This is a genomic window from Paenibacillus sp. CB74, assembly GCF_055687625.1.
The window spans coordinates 159,032-179,934 of sequence record NZ_CM146009.1; the positions used below are offsets into that span (position 1 = coordinate 159,032).

Consider the following 20,903-nt stretch of genomic DNA (forward strand, 5'->3'; position numbering starts at 1 on the left):
TTGAAGAGTGAGAGGTTTTGGGGCAGAAGAGCGATTCTCTCAACTTTCAGGAACGGGATTCGGCGTTTGCGCTTGCGTAATATGCCCCTTCGCTACCAGCTAATGCTGCTTTTTTTGCTATTCGCCATTGTGCCCTCTGTAGGACTCGGCCTGCTTGTCAACTGGACAGTGGAGCGGGTTGTTGAGCGACAGGTTGAAGGGCATACGATGCAACTGATTGGTAAAGTGAATGAAGCCCTGAACAGCAAGATGGAGAATTTGCAAAATATGACGTATCTGATTGCATTTGACCCGGATATTGATGCTTTTATGGACGACAATATGTCGTTGAATGATGATGCAAGCGGTGAACGGATGAATAAAAGCGCAATTGCCGAAACGGAGCAAAATCAGTTGTATGGCATCAAGCAAACCTTGCAGGGGTTCACAACGTTGTATCCTGAGATCGCTGGGATTGTTCTCGTCAATGGAAGTGGTGACTATATTAGCAACGAGATGTATCCCCGAGCAGAGCAGAGCTTGATCCAGGAAAATTGGTACCGAGAAGCCGCGGCCAATCCGGGCATATTCATGGTGTTGGGTCAGCCCAAAGAGCGTAATCTCACGACACATGTACGGTATAAGGATGATGAGATTGTATCGGTTGCACGTTCCATCACGGATGAAGCGTCAGGACGTGTGCGAGGCGTTATTATGATTGATCTTAAACTAAGGTCCGTCTCTCAGGCTGCCCGCAATGTGACCTTGGGTAAATCTGGTTATGTGATGGTGACGGATGCCGAAGGTCAAAGTGTATACAAGCCGGAGCATCCGTTAATCGAACACATCCCCGCAGAGTGGTTTCCCTCCGGGGAGAGTGGCACGTTTACCGCCGAAACCAAGGGTGGAGCGTTATTATTCATGTATCAGTCGTCCACCTTTACGGGCTGGAGAACGGTAGGGGTATTTCCCACAAGAGACTCGATATCCGAAGTACGCCAAATCCAGTTTTATGTGGTTAGCTTTGTATTTGTGGTGTGTTTATTCGGACTTAGCGCTTCTTTATGGTTCTCGCGTTCCATTGCCCAACCGATTTTCCGACTCATGTCCTATATGCGCAGGGCGGAGACGGGTAATCTCAGACCAGGCCGGTGGAGCGATCGGGCGGATGAGATTGGAATGCTTGGCAACAGTTATAACCGAATGCTGGTACAGATTCAAGAACTGATATCGCTGAATGAATTGCGAGAACGGCAGAAGCGCGATGCTGAAATGCGAAGCTTGCAGGAGCATATCAAACCTCACTTTTTGTACAATACCCTGGATACAATTCATTGGATGGCACGCAAAGAGGGTGCAGACGATGTATCCGGCATGGTTGGCGCGTTATCTCGATTATTTCGGATCGGGCTTAGTAAAGGACAAGATTACATTCCGCTGCACTCTGAGCTTGAGCATATGACCAGTTATCTGCAAATTCAGCAGACACGATACCGCGACCGGCTTCAGTATACATTGAATATTCCAGAGGAACTGCGGGACCTTTTCGTGTTAAAGCTGCTGCTTCAACCCTTGATAGAAAATGCAATCTATCATGGAATCAAGGGCAGGCGTGGGCCCGGACACATTCGGGTGGAGGCCAGATTGGAACATGGCAGACTGCTGCTGACCGTTCAGGATGATGGAGCAGGGATGTCCAACGAACGGCTTGCCGAAATGCTGCATCTGCTCGAAGCTCCTTTGGCAAGTCTGGAAGCGTCTTCGCCTGGGATCACAGGCAAAAGTTATGGGATGTTGAACGTGCAAGCCCGTCTCCGGCTGTCCTTTGGCGATGAGTACGGTATTCTGCTGGAGAGCGAGGAGGGTCAAGGAACTCGCGTGACCATCATTCATCCGTTGACGCGAGAGCTGCCACCCATCCAGCAAATCAATAACAAAGAGAGGCAGGAGAGTGAATGGGAAAATTCATAAAATCGAACGCGACAACTTCCACTGGGGTAGATGGGACATCCGCATCAAACACGGTTATGGAGCTTACACCGGATAGCCACGTCACGAAGAAGTATCGCGTGCTCATCGCTGATGATGAGCCAATCATTCGTGAGGGAATCCGGGATGCAATTGACTGGGAGATACTCGGGATGGAGGTTGTGGGTGAAGCGGAAGACGGTGAGGAAGCACTGGAACGGGCTGCTGACTTGGGCGTGGATATTGTTCTGGTCGATATGAATATGCCATTCCTGAACGGAATCGAACTCATACGTGCTCTACAGCAGAAGTGCCCGGACTGTCGTTACCTAATCATTTCGGGGCATGATGAATTTGCATATGCGCAGGAGGCGGTTCGGCTTGGCGTAGAGGATTACATCTTAAAACCTGTACAATCAGAACAATTACATGTTGCGCTTGAGCGATTACATCAGCGACTTACGGAAGAGCACCAGAGGACGGCTTATGTACAACAGGCAGCCCATCAGATTGAACGCAATATCCCTCTGCTTCGCCAGCGATTTATGCTGGAGTGGCTGGAAGGGCAGGCTGCAGGGAAAGATCTGATGGAACAGCTTGAGTTTTTGCGTCTACCCGCGGTTCCACCTGTGCAGATCGGGATTGTGCGATGGCCTGCCGCCGAAGCTCGTCAGACGATACTGAGAGAGAATGATCGTCAGTTGTTTCTGTTTGCAGTGGAAAATATAATCAGTGAACTGCTGGCAGATCTGCCACATGTTCTGTTTCGGGACGTAAGCGGATTGATTGGCATATGTCTATGGCAAGAAGCTCCCGAAGAAATAGAGTCCCTTCTGGAACAGCAGATCAGTTCATGCCTGAATATTGCCATTCATGCTCATCTGGAGATACATGCAGGGACACTGGAACAAACGCCGGATACGTACCGTCATTGCCGTGAACAGGTATACGAAGAAGTGCAGTTGTCCCCTCTGGTTCGCCGGGCAAAACAACTTATTCAAGAAGAGTATGCCGAGCGGGAACTAACGTTGGAATCGCTTGCTTCCCGCCTGCAAGTATCTGCCGTATATCTTAGCCGTGTGCTGAAGAAAGAGCTGAATGATTCTTTCGTGACGCTTGTCACGCACGCTCGCATTCGCAAGGCCATACAGTTGTTGGACTCCACAACATTGCCGATGCACACCATAGCCGAACGTGTAGGTTACGACACCCAGCATTATTTCAGCACCGCGTTCAAAAAAACAATGGGCATTTCGCCAGTGCAGTATCGAAAGAACGGAGGAACGGCTTATCGTCCTTCGGCGAATTGATTATGGTTGTACAGTTGTTCATTCAGCTATGTGGTACATGAGATGGATGTGCTCTACTTCGTGTGAAGCGAAGCGGAGCATGTCCTTTTTTTTGATCTTAATCTGATTTTTGATGGACCAGGCTCACAACGGAAGTTTCCATCAAAAGTTAAATTTTTATAAAAAAGGTTCAAAACGTGCAAAGACCTTGAGGCTCGTGCAATGCTACCATTGATCTCAGACAGGGACAGCAAGGAACAGGATGCACTACATGCATTGTAAGCGTTATCTTATAACTCATTTAGAACCGTATGACGTGAGGAAAGGGGAACTTCATATGAAAAAAGGAGCAGTGCTCATCTGGCTTCTGGTGATGACTCTGATGCTCTCGGCCTGCAATCTGGCAGAGAGTGGTGCAGGCAGCAAGGAAAAGGGATATGTCGGTATTTCGATGCCAACCAAATCATCAGAGCGATGGGTGGGAGATGGGGAGAATATGGTCCGTCTCTTTCAGGAGCAGGGGTACAAAACCGATCTCCAGTATGCTGAGGATGTGGTCGAGAATCAGATTTCACAGATTGAGAACATGATCACCAAAGGTGTGGATGTGATGGTCATCGCATCTGTGGATGGCAACACACTAACGGATGTCATCAAGAAGGCCCATGACGAAGGAATCCAAGTGATCTCGTATGATCGGCTCATTCGCAATACGCCTTATTTGACCTATTATGCCACGTTCGACAATTTTAAGGTGGGTGTGCTTCAGGCCTCCTACATCGAACAAAAGCTTGGACTCAAGGATGGAAAAGGACCGTATAACATTGAATTGTTTGGCGGCTCTCCAGATGACAATAATGCCTATTTCTTCTTCGACGGTGCGATGTCTGTGCTTAAGCCGTACATTGATTCCGGCAAACTGGTCGTACGCAGCAAGCAGATGACGATGTCTCAGATTGCGACCTTGCGCTGGGATGGTGCACTTGCCCAGTCTCGGATGGATAACTTGCTGAGTGCTTATTACTCAGGTGATCATCTGGATGCCGTGTTATCTCCTTATGATGGAATCAGTATTGGTATCATCTCATCTTTGAAAGGGATCGGTTACGGTACTTCGAACAAGCCGCTGCCCGTTATTACAGGACAGGATGCCGAACTTGCCTCAATCAAGTCGATTGTGGCCGGGGAACAGACGCAGACCGTGTTCAAGGATACGCGCAAGCTAGCCGAGAAGACGGTAGAGATGGCCAATAGTATCTTGCAAGGTAAACAGGCGGAAGTTAATGATGAAACATCATATAACAACGGAATTAAGGTTATTCCAGCATATCTCCTGGATCCTGTCTCCGTGGATCGTACCAATGTGGAACAGGATATCGTGGGTACCCAGTATTACACGAAGGAAGAAATCGGACTGAAATAATAAATGAAAGGAGCACATCCCATGGCCGGAATCATTCTGGAAATGAAGAACATCACCAAGACCTTTCCTGGCGTTAAAGCACTGGAAAATGTCAATCTGAAAGTCCGTGAAGGCGAAATTCATTCCATATGTGGTGAAAATGGTGCAGGTAAATCTACATTGATGAAAGTGTTAAGCGGAGTATATCCACATGGCACGTATGAAGGCGACATTTTATTTCAGGGCAACAAATGTGAGTTCAAGGATATCAAGCAGAGCGAGGATCTGGGAATTGTCATTATCCATCAGGAGTTGGCCCTGATTCCCTACCTTTCAATCGCGGAAAATATATATCTGGGCAATGAACGTGCCAACAGAGGCATTGTGGACTGGAAAGAAACATTTGTGGGTACAAGGGAGCTGCTCTCGAAGGTGGGGCTGAGCGAAAATCCGAATACACTCGTATCCAGTATCGGGGTAGGCAAACAGCAACTGGTCGAAATTGCGAAAGCGCTCTCCAAAAAGGTACGGCTCCTCATCCTGGATGAACCAACCGCTGCGCTGAATGAGGATGATAGTGAAAATCTGCTGCAATTGATGCTGGAATTCAAGAAGCAGGGCATCGCCTGTATCCTGATCTCGCACAAGCTGAATGAGGTGTCCAAGGTGTCTGATTCCGTGACCATTTTACGGGACGGCAAGACAATTGAGACGTTGGATATGAAGAAGGAGAAAGTGACGGAGGAGCGGATTATCAGCGGGATGGTAGGACGTGATCTCACCAGTCGTTACCCGGAGCGTCATGCCACCATAGGTGAAATTATCCTTGAGGTGAAGGACTGGACGGTATATCACGAACATCATGCCGAGCGGAAAGTACTGGATCAGATCCATATGAATATCCGACGTGGTGAGATTGTGGGTATTGCCGGGCTGATGGGCGCAGGGCGTACGGAGCTGGCCATGAGTATCTTTGGCAAATCCTATGGCCGAAATATTTCGGGACAGCTCATCAAGAATGGTAAGCCGATCCAGAACAATACCGTCACAGAGGCCATCCAGAATGGATTCGCCTATGTGACAGAGGACCGTAAGGAATACGGACTTATTCTAATGGATGACATCAAGCGCAATATTTCACTGACGGGTCTCAGCAAGCTGACGCGAAACGCAGTAGTGAACGAGCGCGAAGAAGTGCTGGTAGCGGAAGAGATGAAGAAAAGCATGAACATCAAAGCCCCAAGTATTTTACAGAAGACCGGTAATCTGAGCGGGGGCAACCAGCAAAAAGTGGTGCTGAGTAAATGGATTTTTGCCGGACCGGATATTCTTATCCTGGATGAACCTACACGCGGGATTGATGTGGGAGCTAAATTCGAAATCTATACCATCATTCATCGGCTTGCCGCTGATGGCAAGGGTGTACTGGTAATCTCATCCGAGTTGCCGGAGGTTCTTGGCCTGTGTGACCGGATCTATGTGATGAATGCCGGGCGAATCACCGGCGAAGTCAGCCGGGAGCAAGCATCGCAGGAAACATTGATGAGATATATGACCAAGTCTGGAGGCGGCAAGCATGGAAATGATAACAAAACTGTTTAAAAATAATATTCGTCAATACGGCATGATTATTGCCCTGGTTGTAATTATGCTTTTGTTCGAGGTACTGACAGGTGGACTATTACTCAAGCCGATTAATATAACGAATCTGATCTTGCAGAACAGCTACATTTTGGTGCTGGCGATCGGGATGGTGCTGGTCATCATTACCGGACATATTGACTTGTCTGTTGGTTCCATTGCAGCCTTTGTTGGTGCTGTTGCCGCAATTATGATGGTAGATTGGCAGCTTCCGGCCTGGCTTGCGGTTATCGCATCCTTGCTGGTAGGCGCTTTGATCGGGGCATGGCAAGGCTTCTGGATCGCATATGTGCGTATTCCGGCATTTATCGTGACGCTGGCAGGGATGCTTCTGTTCCGCGGTTTGACGATGATTGTACTGGAGGGACAGTCGATCTCTCCTTTTCCGGGTGGGTTCCAGAAAATAAGCTCGGGTTTCCTGCCGGACATTCACTTCTCAGGCTTCGGTCTGGTATCCATTATTGTGGGTCTTGTACTCACCGTCTGGTACATTGTTAATGAACTGCGGGAACGCCGTTCCCAGCGAAAATATGGCTTCGAGGTGGTGTCACAGGGGCTATTTCTGCTCAAGTTGATTGTGGTGGCTGCCGTGACGAATCTGTTTACATTTGTACTCGCGAGTTACGCGGGGATTCCGAATATTCTGATCCTGTTGTTTGTCCTAATCATCGTATACTCCTTCGTGATGAACCGTACCGTTATGGGCCGGCATGTGTATGCGCTTGGAGGTAATGAGAAGGCCGCGGGACTGTCCGGAGTGAAAACAAAAAAAGTAACCTTCTGGGTTTTCGTGAATATGGGTACGCTTGCCGCGGTATCCGGGTTGATCTTCGCCGCACGTCTGAATGCCGCTACGCCAAGGGCGGGTACCAACTTTGAGCTGGATGCCATTGCGGCCTGTTTCATCGGAGGTGCTTCCGCTTCAGGGGGCATAGGTACGGTATTTGGAGCCATCATTGGTGGTTTGGTTATGGGTGTGCTGAATAACGGGATGTCCTTGATTGGTCTCGGTATTGACTGGCAGCAGGGAATTAAGGGATTGGTACTGCTGCTTGCTGTGGCGTTTGATATTTATAATAAAAATAAAAGATCGGCGTAAAACTGGATAAAATGCAAAACAGACCTTGATCTCAGGATCAGGTCTGTTTTGCTGTATACACCACTTGTTTACATCAATGCATCGAGGAAACGTGTGGCGATCCCAAAATAGATAAACAGGGACAAGATATCATTCAATGTGGTGATTAACGGACCCGAAGCGACAGCAGGGTCAACCTTGAAACGACTAAGTAGAAGCGGAATGCATGTACCGGTTAGTGTACCGATCACCAGAGTGAAGAATAGAGAAACCCCGATAATGGCGCCGAGCAGCCAGTCCCCTTGCCAGACATAAGCAATGACGGTGATCAGCAATCCACAGACCAATCCAATCATGATGCCCACTTTGATCTCCCGACCAATCAGTGCGAGTACAGTGGATTTGTCGAGTTTACGTCCGATTAGTCCTCGTACCACGACAGCCAGAGATTGCGTTCCTGTGTTACCAGTCATACCCGCGATCATCGGCATAAAGAATGCCAGTGCGACAACCTGATTCAATGTATCCTCGAAAAAATCCACGATGCTTCCCGAGATCAGGCCAATCAGCAGCAATAGAATGAGCCAGGGGAGTCTGCGTCTGACGGCAACGAGTGGTTTGGTATCGAAGTCGATATCCTTGCCGCCCCCACCCATCTTGGCCAAATCTTCACTGGCTTCATCCATAATAATATCGATGACATCATCCATTTGGATAATCCCGCATAACCTGTGATTCTCATCTACTACTGGAAGCGCCATAAACTCATAGCGTTGCAGAAGCTGTGCTGCTTCTTCCTGGTCCATATCTACCGTTGCGTGGATCACTCGTCGGGTCATCAGTTCTTCAACCTGGGTCTTGTCGTCAGCCAAGGCAAGGGATCGATAACTCACTACTCCGACCAGTTTACCTTCATCATCCGTCACATAAAGGTAACTGGAGGCGGAGATATGCATGGTGCCTTGCGATTGTCGCAAGGCTTCCTTGGCTGTCTCATGGGCAAGCAGGGTCCGATATCGATCTGTCATGATGCGTCCAGCCGTCTCCGGCGGATAATTAAGCAGGGACCGGATAATGGCAGAGTGGTCCAGATTCATGGTGGACAGCAATTCTTCTCTTCGTTTGGCAGGCAAATCGTGCATGAACCGGATCAGATCACTTTTGTCCATCTGCTGCATGACTTCAAGCGTTCGTTCCGGCCCGAGTCGTTCAAACAGTTGAATCTGTTCGTGCAGCTTCAGGGTCTCGGCGAGATCCGCCAGAGCATCGGGTTTGAACAGGAGCAGAAACCGAGTGGTTTCTTCTTCAGGAAACTTTTTATATACGAGTGAGAGGTCGTAGGGATGCAGTTCTTTCACCAATTTATAGAAATCGGGAAGGTTCCGGGATTGCACATGTTGCACGAGTTGTTCGGTGATCTCCTCCACGGAGAAATCTTTCTTGGTATGAGGTCCGTTCATATCGACACTCCTTTCTAAACGGTCAGCTTCATATTTTTAAACGAAATGGGTTGGCAGTTAAACAAATGGAGGAAAAGAGAGTACCCAAAATGATATTGTAATCTTGCTCAAACATTCGATATGGGCTTACAAACGGGCGTTGCAAGGATATACTTGTTGTACAGCAACAGACGAGGAGGACGTGTGCGGTGGAAGCAGAAAATATTAGAACACAATTGCTCAGTCTGGCCGAGCCGGAGTATCAGAAATTCTCGGCTGCGCTTATTCCCAACATCACAAATGTGTTAGGCGTGAGATTGCCAGCCTTACGAAAGATTGCCAAACAGATCGCCGCCGGGGACTGGCGCACTTATCTGGAGACGGCAGACGATGAATACTTTGAAGAAGTGATGCTGCAAGCCATGGTCATTGGACATGTCCAGGCTAATCTGGACGAGCTGCTGAAGGTCATTGAAGCATTTGTACCCAAGATCGATAACTGGTCGGTATGTGACAGCTTCTGTGCGGGACTAAAATATACGAAGGTGCATTCGGAGCCGGTGTGGGCATTCTTGCAGCCGTATCTGAGATCAGAGCAGGAATATGAGATTCGGTTTGGCGTGGTGATGCTGTTGAATTTTTATCTGGATGAGAGATATATTGATGGGGTTCTAATCGCATTGGATCGGATCAGGCACGAAGCTTATTATGTGAAAATGGCGGTCGCGTGGGCCATCTCGATGGCTTATGTGAAACAACCTGAGGTTACTATGCGTTATCTGAACCATAATACCCTGGACGATTTCACGTATAATAAGGCACTTCAGAAAATCACGGAATCGTATCGCGTTGATCCGGAGAGCAAGCAGATGATCCGCAGTATGAAACGTAAGGTGAAGAAGCGAATTTCCTCATAGTCCTAGCATGAAGCATTCCACCAGGGAGAGGGCGATAAACGAATGAGAAAAAAGTTAATGTATACCACGATGCAACTGGACGGTCGTCCATGGGTGTTGCTCGCTACGGAACAGGGAGTGTGCCGAGTGGTCATGCCCAACGAAACACTGGAGGACTGGAACGGCTGGATGCAGAAAGTTGCACCTGACGTGGAACTGGAAGAGAATGAGCATGCGCTGAAACAAACAGGTATGATGGATTGGTTGCAGTCCTATTTTGCAGGGGAACCGATGGCTTATACCGATGAAATTCCACTGGACTTGATCGGAACGAACTTCCAGCAGGAGGTATGGAGAGAACTGGGCCGCGTCCCCTACGGTGAAATTCGGACCTATGGTGACATTGCCGCATCGATTGGAAGACCTTCGGCTGTGCGAGCGGTTGGGGCTGCAAATGGAGCCAATCCGATTCCGGTTCTGTTACCCTGCCACCGTATTATTGGGGCTAATCGCAAGCTGACCGGGTTCCGTGGAGGGTTGGAGATGAAGCGCAGACTGCTGGATATCGAACAGATTGAAGGCGTGACCGATGGAGGGCATGCACGGTTTTATTTTTAATATATTCACGAAATTAAGGAGAATAAGGTGAGTGGACAGGACAGGCACGTATTGTGCCTGTTTTTTGGCATGAATCAAGGTAGAGCAATACAAACGTTCCGCATATGGAACACCAACGTTTTACGTATTTTTGCCCTGTGAAACCGTATGGTAACATGGATCATAGATCAATCGGTATCCGGGGGACGTAATGCCGGGTAAGAAAAGAGGGATGACATAATGAAGCAGGCCTATTGGTTAACCAATGTGACTTTGGAACAGCGTTATGTTTGGGAAGGGGAACAGGTGACAGGGACACGGACAAGCCTCGCTCATCTGCGGATTGAAGATGGACGGATTGCGGCGATTGTGGAAGGAAGCAACCCGCTGTCTAACGATCTGCGACAAGTAGATGGCAAGGGACTTTTATTGCTGCCTTCGTTCGAGGAGGCACATATTCATCTGGATAAAACCTACTACGATGGACCATGGACAGCCGTCAAACGGATCTCCAGTATTTTCGAACGTATTGAAGAAGAGAAGGTTCTGTTGCCCAAGCTGCTACCAGATGCCAAGCGTCAAGCGGAGAGTATTCTAACCTTGATTCAGGGGTACGGCTCCACCCATGTACGTAGTCATTGCAATATCGAACCCGTCAGTGGCTTGAAAAGACTGGAAGCGACGCGGCAGGCTCTGGAATCATTTTCGGGCAAAATCTCTTCGGAGATTGTAGCTTTCCCGCAGCATGGACTGCTTCGCTCCCATTCAGTGGAGCTTATGGGCCAAGCGATGCAGGAAGGTGCAACGCATGTGGGTGGACTCGATCCCCATACCGTGGACGAAGACATCGAGAAATCACTGAATGTCATGGTCGAACTGGCGGTTCAGCATCAGGCGGGCATCGATATTCATCTGCATGATGGCGGGCAGGCCGGCAAACAAACACTGCTGGAACTCGCGAATCTGACCGAAGCAGCAGGGCTTCAGGGTAAAGTTACGGTAAGTCATGCGTTCTGGTTCGCCCGTGCAGAACAGCAGGAAGCAGAAGATATGGCGCAGCGAATGGCTTCGCTTGGCATGAGCATTGCTTCCACAGTGCCTATTGGCAGAACGATGATGCCTCTTCCCATGCTCCATCGTATGGGCGTGAACGTGAAGCTGGCCACAGACAGCCTTACAGATCATTGGTCTCCTTTTGGCAATGGAGATCTGCTTGAGAAAGCGGGTCGCTTCGCAGAACTGTACGGATATAGTGATGAATTGTCCTTGTCTCAATCTTTGGCGTTCGTAACAGGCGGTGTGACACCGCTGGATTCACAAGGGGAACACGTATGGCCGAAGGTGGGTGACACAGCAAGTTTTGTATTGGTGCATGCAAGTTGTTCGGCGGAAGCCGTTGCGCGGCGATCTGCGCGGCAGGCCGTATGGTACAAGGGACAATTGGTGAGCGGATCGACATCGGATTGAGAAAAATAGAGCGGGTGCAACCACGGGAAACCGTGGTTTTTTGGCATGGGAAAAAAAGAGGAAGGAACTGTTCGCAACTACCACATTTTGGGTTATGATGGACGTAGTTAATGAAGGGAGCAAAACGAATGAAGATTGAATATGCAACGGAAGCTGATTTCGACTATATCATGGATCGAGATCGGCATATCCATCAGGCACTTGTGAAAACGAAGATTCATGAAAAAGAAATATTCATCCTCTGGAACGAGGACGAGGGATCAAGAATTGGATGGATGAGGTACGGTTACTTTTGGGACAACCTTCCCTTTATGAATATGATCTGGATTGATGAGCCCTATCGCAACGGCGGAATTGGCAAAAAAGTGGTGCATCACTGGGAAAATCTAATGAAGCAACAAGGCTTCGATACCGTAATGACTTCAACGCAGTCAGACGAACATGCCCAACATTTCTATCGAAAGCTGGGGTATGTTGACGCAGGGGCTCTGTTGCTGGATACACAACCTTTGGAGATTATATTGATCAAGAAAATCTAGTGATAAGCTTCAAGGAGAGAGGATGGTAGGTATGGAGCAAGTGAAGTTACAACCTATAACCAAAGATAATGAACTCGAGTGCATGCACCTTAAACCAAGGGAAGATCAGCTGGATTTGGTAGCTAGCAATGCGGATTCATTGATTCATGCGACAAAGGAAATTACGTCCAAACCATATGGCATTTTCGCAGAGGATCAGATGGTCGGTTTTATTTTATTTGATAATGAGGTCTACAATGACGGGTATTACTGGATTCTGCGCTTCATGATTGATGAGAAGTATCAGGGGAAGGGCTACGGTAAACTTGCTATTCAAGAAGTGATTCGTATGTTGCAAGATAGAAGTGATTGCCAGCAAATCAGGGTATCCCATGTTCCTCATAACATCGCGGCTAATGCGCTGTATAAGCGTTGCGGATTTCAGGACACGGGTGAATTCGAGGACAACGGGGATATCATTTTAAGTTATCAAGTGAGGTAACAGGAAGGGGGAGCTTGATGATAAGAGAGGCAGAAGCTAGGGATGCAGAGGTTATCGAGAGACTGTATAAAGAATTATTGCCGAACAACTTAAATACAAAGGTACTGGCAGAACGGATTGAAGAAGTTCGGAATAACCCGAATAGTTTCTTGTTCGTATATGAACTGGGTAATCAGGTGATCGGCACGGCTCATTTACATATTTGTTTGGATGCTTTGGTGGAAAATAGACCATTCGGCGTCGTTGAGCGGGTTATCATTACGGAACATGTGCAGAGCAAGGGATATGGATCTGAATTGATGAAATATGTGGAAAACATATGTGTGCAGAAAAATTGTATGAAGGTGTTTCTTACCAGTGGATCATCCAGACATGAAGCACATCACTTTTATACGAAATTGGGGTACGACGGAGAATCCAGCAAGGCATTTAAAAAGTATTTATAACGTATAACATCATCAAGGAAAAGGAAGTAGAAGCAAAGAAATGAAAGATAACAAACATCCGGTACAAGATCCCCGACTCATCGTTACCTTGCTTGTGGCTACTTGTTGTTGTTTAGGTGTTGTGATGTATTTACGAGCCCAAACAGAAACGAATATGTATCGCTTTTTAAGTTGGGATATGTTCCTGGCATGGGTGCCATTCATCATCTCATCCTGCATTAGATACATATTCAATAAGAAATTAACCACAACGAGCGTTATATGTATATGGGTGATGTGTGCAGTTTGGCTCTTTTTTCTGCCCAATGCGGCCTACCTTTTTACAGAGATCCTGCACTCATTCCGATATTTTGATGCTCAAGGGGAGGTCAGGTTTTGGGTTAATATTGATTTTTGGTATGGACTCACCTTGACGTTTGCTGTAGCGATCATCGGATTGCTGCTCTCGACTTGTTCGATTATTCAAATCCAAGGCATGTTAAATAAATTAATAAATAAGTACATTAGCCTGACGATTGTAGGCATTATTTTGCTGTTGAGCAGTATAGGTGTCTACATTGGTAGATTTAATCGCTGGAATTCATGGGATGTATTATCCAGACCGGGAAAGATCTTTGTGGATCTTGCGAATGATTTCAATGCAGCGAACAGCATGATGGTTGAATTTGTCGCCATTGTATTTACGGTTCAACTTTTTGGCTACGTTATCATCTTTTTGCTAACCTCAAGGTCGAGCAGTTAATTCCCATTGGAAAGGGCAAAGGATCTGAAATGATGAAATCAATAACACAGGAAATTACGGAAGAATTATTAATGGCAATGGATATGTACAAGAGAATTGCGCGGCAATTGATCGACCAACTGATATTGGAAACCGATCAGCCTGATCGCGAGGAAATCCTCGCAGGGGCGTATCATCTGCTGTCCAATGCGGATGTAATCCATGGTGAAGAAGAATTAACAGGAAATTGGTATTTTGATGTCCACGGCGAGCACTGTATGTTCAAGAATACCGAAACAGGCCAGACATTGGAGGTTTTCCTTGGTAGTCCAGCGGATGTGGGTAACATGGACCCCTACTTCTTTTACAATTTTATCAAAACAACGCCAGAGCTTGCCCACCTGACTTCGTATTTCGAGAATGCGTTTAAGGACATGTTGGATTTATTCGAACGTTTGGAAGCGGAGCATTTGTTAATTCATGTTCACGGGGTGGCATATAGAAAGGTTCTTTAATTGCTGTACATGTAATTAGAATTGAGGAGGAATGACATATGAGTTTAACGGAATGGTCCATAGATATACTTCAATATGATCTGTCAGATGAATATTCGATTCGCAGAGCTGATTTTGCCGAATGGGGATTATTTTGCACGGTTTATTATGATATGCGTTATGTCGGATTTTTCAGAGAAGAGGAGTTTAGTTCTTCCAAGATCAGTGCGTACTGGATTTACAAGGGGGAAAGCAAAATAGGTGGCGTGAGAATGGAGCCTAACCGGATGTATCATTTGTTTTTTATCCCGCCATTCCAGCAGTGCTTTGAGGTATTGAAACTGCTGAAGCATACATTAGTACAGTGGTCGGATCGCACGAAACGAATTCTGACCTTTGAGATTCTTCCAGACCAAGTCGATCTATACGCAAGAGCCGGATTCTGGCCAGTGGAGTTCAGATGTCGCTGGATGCAGCGGCCTACAGATCATTTTGACATCGAATGGGACAGCAGGGTAACGGTGAAGAGTCCAGAAATTATTGAAAGTGAAACCGGCACTAGAACATATGTGAATGAAGATGAAATTGCCCAATGTGACCTGGAGAGTTTTGCAGGAAGTCTTGAAGCTACACGAAGAAAACATACCACTCTTGCAGATTTTATCCCAAGCGATGACCCTAATTATACGAATGAGATCCTAACTCAGGCCTCTACACTTGTATACGATAAGGAGACGGGGCAGCTTATTGCCAACTGTCGTCTTTGTTTGCAGGATAATCAGGCTGCCGTATATAGTATAGGGGTTCGACCGGCGTATAGAGGCAGAGGGCTTGCTACACTGATGTTACAGAGAGCTTTGAATGAGCTTAAGGGTAAATATCCCGTGCTGCGATTGTATGTGATGCAAGGAAATGATGCGGAGTCCGTGTATCTGAATCTGGGGTTTATTCCTGGAGTACAGGAGATTCAGACGATGTACATTCCAGAGGAGGCATCACAATGAAGGTTGCCATCTTAACCGATATACATGGCAATGTTCCTGCGCTTCAAGCGGTATTGGCTGATATGGATTCTAGAGGAGGCATAGAGCATACATTTTGTTTGGGAGATATGATCGGCATTGGCCCTTACTCTAATGAAGTGATTGAGATGTTGTACAGCCGCAAAAATATGATAGCGATTTCAGGGGATCACGAAGAGGCCGTATTGAGTTTGCTCCAAAATAAGGGACCATTAGAAGAGCATAAAGGTATAGCCGAGCATCATCAATGGGTTGGTCAACATCTAAGTGAGGAATCGATCGAGAGAATACAAGCTCTACCCAAATTTGTTGAAAAAGAGGTCGAAGGACGTCAGTTCCTTTTGGCTCACTATCATATGAGCAATGACAAGCTGGATGCCATCGATAAAGAATCATCTGGAACCAAATTGGACGCGAAGTATCAGGGGACGGCCCATGATTTGGTTTGTTTTGGTCATCATCACATTCTTCATTATTACAAGACAGATCAACGAATCTATATGAACCCGGGAGCTTTAGGCTGTAATGATCTTGCCATTGCCAGATACGGAGTCGTGGATCTCCAAGAGGGGAAGATTGATGTGAAATTCATTGGCGTTCCATATGACAACAGGGAGTACCTGCGATCGTATGAACGGTTGAACGTTCCGGATCGAGCTTTTATTTTGAAGGCATTTCACGGGAATCAGTTGGAAAGAGAAAATATAGACGGTAGTCATCGTTCATAGCAATGTGCTGCTACTTTGGGAAGGAGAAATGCACATGGGAATGATCATTATGTTGGTAGTTTATCTGTTCCTCGGTATTTATGTTGTGAAAGTTGGAATGGATAATTCAAAAAATAGTCAGCACACAAAAGAAATATTATCAGAATTAAGAGAAATAAAGGACTTATTGAAAGAGCGAAGGTAAAGGAGGGGGATGTGTATGATTTATGATTTACAAGGGGAAGCCAATATGGCACCTGTTGTGGGGATGTTATTATCCGCTGTAACAGAAAATAGCCAACGACTTAAATCAATTACAGAAGGTATGTCGCAAGAAGAGGTAGATTATAGAGGGGAACACAACCAGTTTAATAGTACAGCTCAATTAATCCGACATATTACGTTCGTTGATATAAATTGGGTTTATAGAATAAAGGGAGCAGTCCTTCCTCAGCGTTTAATAGAGCAATATGGCCCTATGATCGATGCGAATAATAGACTCCCGCTGGTTCAAGGTGTGGCACGTGACACACTTATCTCTCAACATGAGAGTGTACTAACCCTTCTAAAAGAGACATGCGCACATTTAGCGGATGCTGATCTAGACCGAGTCGTTACTTTTGGACATCAGAACGAAAAGCAAGCTACGATCCGTTGGGGATTATGGCACATGGCTGACCATAACCGTTATCATCAAGCTCATATTAATCAATTGAGAAGGTGGTTCCAAACATAAACTGATACTAGTACGTTCTTTACCCATCCTCATCGACAGGTCATTCTTCTAATGTATTTGTGCAGAACCAAAGATCATCAAGTGAATCTTTCAGAAGAACATAGTGAATACAAGTGGGCAACCAGATCTGAATTATATCATTACCTGCCTTATGCAATTACTTCAGATCTGGAGAAATATAATGTTTTTGAGAAAATCAAGTTAATCGATTAGGTGAAAAAAATCAACCCAATACACGAATAACAATATCTTGATCGTGATTACCAAAACCGGCACCATAGATCGTTAATCCCCCAACGTTGGGGCTCTTCTCGTCAACTGTAAATCGAAGCGTCCAGAACGGCTCGTCCAGCTTAATATCTGCAAGTGTAATGTCAGACATCCGCTCTCCATCCATGTAAGTACCGGAGGTATCAATGCGGATGGTCTTCAATAATCCATACTGATTCACATTGCGATGCCACCATTCTGGCGTATACTTGCCGCGCGCTGCCCTGCCGAAGTCGGCAGGGCTCGTCCACGTTCCAAGCGCAACACCGTTAAAGGTGAATTGAATATCTGACAGCCAATGATCCCGTAATCCCGGGGCTTCAGATGCCAGTTCCATCGAGATCTCTATCGCATCTGTATTCTCGTCCGGAAGAACAAAATTAGATGTTTTATATTCAACATAACCTTTCCCAAACCACAAAATTGCAGCGTGTACCCGCTCAGGATCCAGGAAGTAGCGGGGATCGTCCCACACGCCAATCTCTTTCTCAAGTGTCCCTAGCCCACAAGTAGGCTGGATATCAAAAGCAGTATAGTGCCCGACGGATATCGTCTGCTCTCTGGTTCGTGAAGTCCGACTAGCGGATGGCAGCTCGATCTCAATCTGATTTTGCTTGAGGTAACATAACTTGTGTGTCCCTCCGTTGATCCGAACGCGTCTGCTCCCAATGAGCCCCGCATCCTCCAATTTACGAATGTGCATCGTGACAATGGAGGGGCTAAGCTCTAATGCTGCGGCAATATCCTTCACATTCATTTCACGATCTGCAATCATATCCATGATTCTCCATCTGACTTCGCTTGCCAGCGCCTCATATAAAGGAATGAACCGAGGCTCTCCATTTGCTTTGATCATCTGTACAACAACTCCCTACGCTCAATCTACTAAAATCACATATATATTAATTTAATGAAATTAGTCCGAAGATGCAATACAGATTCATTGCAAGTTAATCGCCAATAGTGTTTAATTTTTTTAGTTGCTACGAAGTTGAATTCTTATATTTGTGAATTTTAAATAAGAGATGGAGTGGAGTAATGAGATACAATAACCCTGTTGTAAAAGGTTTCTATCCAGACCCTAGTGTGATTAAGGTGCACGACACGTACTACATGGTGTGCAGTTCTTTTCAATACTTTCCGGGCGTACCGCTCTTTGAAAGCAAGGATTTGCTGAATTGGAAGCAGATTGGTCATTGCCTCACTCGTAAAAGCCAAATTCAGTTGGACACCGTGAACAGTTCCGGCGGGGTATTTGCCCCCACCATTAGGTACAATAACGGACGATTTTATATGGTGACAACTAACGATACGACGCATCAGAATTTTTATGTATGGACAGACGATATCTACGGAGAGTGGTCTGAACCTATCTATGTGGATCAAGGTGGAATTGATCCGGATTTGTATTTTGAAGATGAAAAGACCTTGTTTATGAGTAACGGGGTTGATGATCAAGGCGTTGGAGGAATTGTCCAGTGTGAGATTGAAATTGAAACTGGCCGGCAATTGACGCCAGGTCGGACCATCTGGAACGGAACAGGTGGACGATATCTGGAAAGTCCGCATCTGTATAAAATGAACGGCTACTATTATCTGCTTGCAGCCGAAGGTGGCACCGAATATGGGCATATGGTTACTTACGCTCGGGGCATTTCTTCTTCAGGTCCATTCGAGGCTTATGAGCACAATCCGGTTCTAACCAATCGCAATCTGGGCGGTTATGAGCTCCAGGGTGTGGGGCATGGTGATCTGGTTCAGGATGATCGGGGGAACTGGTGGCTCTTTCACCTGGGATTCCGACAGATTGGCAGATGGGCTACGTACCATCATCTGGGCCGAGAAGTATTTCTGACTCCAATTACGTTTGGTGAAGACGGATGGTTTACAGCCGGGAATGAAGGTACAACACTGACGAGTTTTGAGACTAAACGTATCCCGGACACAGTGATCCAGCAGGATAAGAAGCATTATACGTTTGAAAATACCGACTGGAATCTCGATTGGTGTTACCTTCGTCATCCGAATACAGAGCATTATCAGCTTGAATGTGACAAGCTTACGCTAACAGGAACCGATGTAACGCTGGACATTCCGGCATCTCCGACGTTCATCGGGTTACGCCAGAAAGACTTTAATGCCACGATTTCAGTCGATGTTAGTCTAACCAGTGGAGAAGCAGGTATCACCATTTATATGGATGAGAATCATCATTATGAAGTAGCAATTCGTGATGAGCAGGACGGCTATAAGGTGATCGAGCGTCTGAATATCGGGGATATCAAATCGATAGCACATGAAGTGGATCTGGAAAATAAACAGCATGCAACGCTGGTCATTCGCTCAAGCCATGACCGATATAGCTTCCTGTTTCAAGTAGAGGATGAAGAGATTCTGCTAGGCACGGCACAGACGAGATACCTATCCTCGGAAGTGGCTGGAGGTTTTACAGGCGTACTTATTGGATTGTACGCGACAGGTGAAGATGCTTCGGCTGAGTTTACCAATTTCAAGTGTGAATACCATTAAGAAGTGAAGAGGAGGGCCCTAGGGTCCTTCTCTTTTTTTTAATTTGTGTAAAAATCATATTATCTATATGGCATCACTAAATAATCTAACTGTAACAAAAAGTTGAAAGAACGTGTTATTTAATTATATAGCTTGATTGGATAACGAAGGAGGCGTTGTATGGAGGATCAATGGAGAATTGCAAAGTATGATCCGGCATGGCGTGATTTGTTTCTGGAAACGGGTTCGATATTAAGAGCAGCGTTAGGCGAAAAGGCTGTGCGGATTGATCATGTAGGGTCCACTTCAATTGTCGGGATAGACGCTAAACCCATTATCGATATACAGATATCTGTTTCCAATGTTGAAAATCTGTTGGACTACAAGCGTGAGATCGAAAGCGTCGGATTTGTATTCAGAGCAGAAAATTCGGATCAGACTAAACGTTACTTTCGTGAAGAACCTGGAAGCAGAAGGATACATGTACACGTTAGACAGGCAGGCAGTTTCTCCGAGCAAATGACCTTGCTGTTCAGAGACTATTTAAGGGAGCATCCAGAAGATTGTCTGGAATATGCGGAAGAAAAGCACAGACTCATGTCATTGTATAAAGATCAGCGTCCCAAGTATGTTGAAGGAAAAGCACCAACGGTGTGGAGCATATTACAGAGAGCGCATAATTGGTCTCAAGAAATTGGATGGCAACCGGCAAAATCTGATGCATAATGATATCCAATGAGCACATCCAATGAATCGAGATAACCCTATTGGAGTGATGAGATGAACATGGGAAGAAAGCTGTTAACAACCGTTCTAACCATCATTTGTTTTACTTTGGCTGCAAGCCTCATATCAATGAATGAATCCTACAGTTTTGATTTTTACATTATTATGTATCTGGTATACGCAACTCCACTGATCGTATTGATTGGGCTGCCTTTATCGATATTGCTGGACGATCTGCTCCGTCGAATACAATTCGTTAATCATATGTTGTATCTAAGTACGAGGATATTGGGTTATGCATGTGCTGGAGTTCTAGGGATGTATATCTATTATGTGCTCATGGGAGCAGGAGAAGAAATACTGAATTTCAAAGAGACATTAGTTCTGACCTTATTGGGTGTTTTTGCTGCTATTTTATTTGTAATGATTGATATGGGGTTGGAAGTTTGGTTACAGACGCGAAGCAGAAAGAGTTGAATTAAACTGATTCGTCAGGA

The 20,903-nt window shown here is 46.2% G+C and carries 22 protein-coding genes; 20 read left to right on the forward strand and 2 right to left on the reverse strand.

Features of this window, described 5'->3' with window-relative positions:
* Positions 1 to 81: 81 nt before the first annotated feature.
* The 5 genes from ACX9NY_RS00710 (at position 82) to mmsB (ending at position 7,378) form a co-directional block, all read left to right on the forward strand.
* On the forward strand, positions 82 to 1,950 hold the full coding sequence (locus ACX9NY_RS00710) for a cache domain-containing sensor histidine kinase (RefSeq protein ID WP_472479175.1): 1,869 nt from the start codon (positions 82 to 84) through the stop codon (positions 1,948 to 1,950).
* Positions 1,935 to 3,257 carry a response regulator gene (locus tag ACX9NY_RS00715; protein WP_472476698.1) on the forward strand — a complete coding sequence of 441 codons (1,323 nt, stop codon included), beginning with the start codon at positions 1,935 to 1,937 and terminating at the stop codon, positions 3,255 to 3,257. Before ACX9NY_RS00710 ends, ACX9NY_RS00715 begins: the two co-directional genes overlap by 16 nt.
* 316 nt (positions 3,258 to 3,573) lie before the next feature.
* A complete protein-coding gene (gene chvE, locus ACX9NY_RS00720) occupies positions 3,574 to 4,659 on the forward strand; it encodes a multiple monosaccharide ABC transporter substrate-binding protein (protein WP_339256883.1) in 1,086 nt (361 codons plus the stop codon).
* A gap of 21 nt (positions 4,660 to 4,680) precedes the next feature.
* Positions 4,681 to 6,240 (forward strand): multiple monosaccharide ABC transporter ATP-binding protein, encoded by a 1,560-nt coding sequence (mmsA, locus tag ACX9NY_RS00725; RefSeq protein ID WP_472476699.1) that lies wholly within the window; start codon positions 4,681 to 4,683, stop codon positions 6,238 to 6,240.
* Entirely contained in the window at positions 6,215 to 7,378 is a 1,164-nt protein-coding gene (mmsB, locus tag ACX9NY_RS00730; RefSeq protein ID WP_339236797.1) for a multiple monosaccharide ABC transporter permease, read from the forward strand. Before mmsA ends, mmsB begins: the two co-directional genes overlap by 26 nt.
* A gap of 68 nt (positions 7,379 to 7,446) precedes the next feature.
* Here the strand turns inward: mmsB and mgtE are convergent, their stop codons facing one another.
* Positions 7,447 to 8,817, reverse strand: a complete 1,371-nt coding sequence (gene mgtE, locus ACX9NY_RS00735) for a magnesium transporter (RefSeq protein WP_472476700.1) — start codon at positions 8,815 to 8,817, stop codon at positions 7,447 to 7,449.
* 188 nt (positions 8,818 to 9,005) lie between these two features.
* Between mgtE and ACX9NY_RS00740 the strand changes: the two genes are divergently transcribed.
* The 12 genes from ACX9NY_RS00740 to ACX9NY_RS00795 all read left to right on the forward strand — a co-directional run bounded on the left by ACX9NY_RS00740 (position 9,006) and on the right by ACX9NY_RS00795 (position 16,902).
* A complete protein-coding gene (locus ACX9NY_RS00740; protein WP_472476701.1) occupies positions 9,006 to 9,713 on the forward strand; it encodes a DNA alkylation repair protein in 708 nt (235 codons plus the stop codon).
* Between the two features lie 42 nt (positions 9,714 to 9,755).
* The gene (locus ACX9NY_RS00745; RefSeq protein ID WP_472476702.1) at positions 9,756 to 10,310 is read left to right on the forward strand and encodes a methylated-DNA--[protein]-cysteine S-methyltransferase; all 555 of its coding nucleotides are present in this window, start codon (positions 9,756 to 9,758) and stop codon (positions 10,308 to 10,310) included.
* A 219-nt stretch (positions 10,311 to 10,529) separates the two neighbouring features.
* Complete coding sequence (locus tag ACX9NY_RS00750) at positions 10,530 to 11,756, forward strand: amidohydrolase (RefSeq protein ID WP_472476703.1); 1,227 nt, start codon at positions 10,530 to 10,532, stop codon at positions 11,754 to 11,756.
* Positions 11,757 to 11,884: 128 nt separating this feature from the next.
* Complete coding sequence (locus tag ACX9NY_RS00755; RefSeq protein ID WP_339256870.1) at positions 11,885 to 12,295, forward strand: GNAT family N-acetyltransferase; 411 nt, start codon at positions 11,885 to 11,887, stop codon at positions 12,293 to 12,295.
* A gap of 31 nt (positions 12,296 to 12,326) precedes the next feature.
* Positions 12,327 to 12,776 carry a GNAT family N-acetyltransferase gene (locus ACX9NY_RS00760; RefSeq protein WP_339236783.1) on the forward strand — a complete coding sequence of 150 codons (450 nt, stop codon included), beginning with the start codon at positions 12,327 to 12,329 and terminating at the stop codon, positions 12,774 to 12,776.
* A gap of 17 nt (positions 12,777 to 12,793) precedes the next feature.
* Positions 12,794 to 13,222 (forward strand): GNAT family N-acetyltransferase, encoded by a 429-nt coding sequence (locus ACX9NY_RS00765; RefSeq protein WP_472476704.1) that lies wholly within the window; start codon positions 12,794 to 12,796, stop codon positions 13,220 to 13,222.
* Positions 13,223 to 13,400: 178 nt separating this feature from the next.
* The gene (locus tag ACX9NY_RS00770) at positions 13,401 to 13,964 is read left to right on the forward strand and encodes a DUF1361 domain-containing protein (RefSeq protein WP_472479177.1); all 564 of its coding nucleotides are present in this window, start codon (positions 13,401 to 13,403) and stop codon (positions 13,962 to 13,964) included.
* A gap of 29 nt (positions 13,965 to 13,993) precedes the next feature.
* Positions 13,994 to 14,458 carry a DUF6896 domain-containing protein gene (locus tag ACX9NY_RS00775; protein ID WP_472476705.1) on the forward strand — a complete coding sequence of 155 codons (465 nt, stop codon included), beginning with the start codon at positions 13,994 to 13,996 and terminating at the stop codon, positions 14,456 to 14,458.
* Between the two features lie 38 nt (positions 14,459 to 14,496).
* Positions 14,497 to 15,441, forward strand: coding sequence for a GNAT family N-acetyltransferase (locus ACX9NY_RS00780; protein WP_472476706.1), 945 nt, complete (start codon positions 14,497 to 14,499; stop codon positions 15,439 to 15,441).
* Positions 15,438 to 16,187, forward strand: a complete 750-nt coding sequence (locus ACX9NY_RS00785) for a metallophosphoesterase family protein (protein WP_472476707.1) — start codon at positions 15,438 to 15,440, stop codon at positions 16,185 to 16,187. The genes ACX9NY_RS00780 and ACX9NY_RS00785 overlap by 4 nt, the downstream gene beginning before the upstream one ends.
* A 34-nt stretch (positions 16,188 to 16,221) precedes the next feature.
* Positions 16,222 to 16,371 (forward strand): hypothetical protein, encoded by a 150-nt coding sequence (locus tag ACX9NY_RS00790; RefSeq protein WP_339236771.1) that lies wholly within the window; start codon positions 16,222 to 16,224, stop codon positions 16,369 to 16,371.
* Positions 16,372 to 16,386: 15 nt separating this feature from the next.
* Positions 16,387 to 16,902, forward strand: coding sequence for a DinB family protein (locus ACX9NY_RS00795; protein ID WP_339236769.1), 516 nt, complete (start codon positions 16,387 to 16,389; stop codon positions 16,900 to 16,902).
* A gap of 223 nt (positions 16,903 to 17,125) precedes the next feature.
* Here the strand turns inward: ACX9NY_RS00795 and ACX9NY_RS00800 are convergent, their stop codons facing one another.
* Complete coding sequence (locus ACX9NY_RS00800; protein WP_342570821.1) at positions 17,126 to 18,028, reverse strand: ArsR/SmtB family transcription factor; 903 nt, start codon at positions 18,026 to 18,028, stop codon at positions 17,126 to 17,128.
* 182 nt (positions 18,029 to 18,210) lie between these two features.
* Here ACX9NY_RS00800 and ACX9NY_RS00805 point away from each other — a divergent pair, with 182 nt between their 5' ends.
* The 3 genes from ACX9NY_RS00805 (at position 18,211) to ACX9NY_RS00815 (ending at position 20,883) form a co-directional block, all read left to right on the forward strand.
* A complete protein-coding gene (locus tag ACX9NY_RS00805) occupies positions 18,211 to 19,701 on the forward strand; it encodes a glycoside hydrolase family 43 protein (RefSeq protein WP_472476708.1) in 1,491 nt (496 codons plus the stop codon).
* Positions 19,702 to 19,860: 159 nt separating this feature from the next.
* Positions 19,861 to 20,406, forward strand: a complete 546-nt coding sequence (locus ACX9NY_RS00810) for a GrpB family protein (protein ID WP_472476709.1) — start codon at positions 19,861 to 19,863, stop codon at positions 20,404 to 20,406.
* A gap of 54 nt (positions 20,407 to 20,460) precedes the next feature.
* Positions 20,461 to 20,883 (forward strand): hypothetical protein, encoded by a 423-nt coding sequence (locus ACX9NY_RS00815; protein WP_472476710.1) that lies wholly within the window; start codon positions 20,461 to 20,463, stop codon positions 20,881 to 20,883.
* The last annotated feature ends 20 nt before the right edge of the window (positions 20,884 to 20,903 follow it).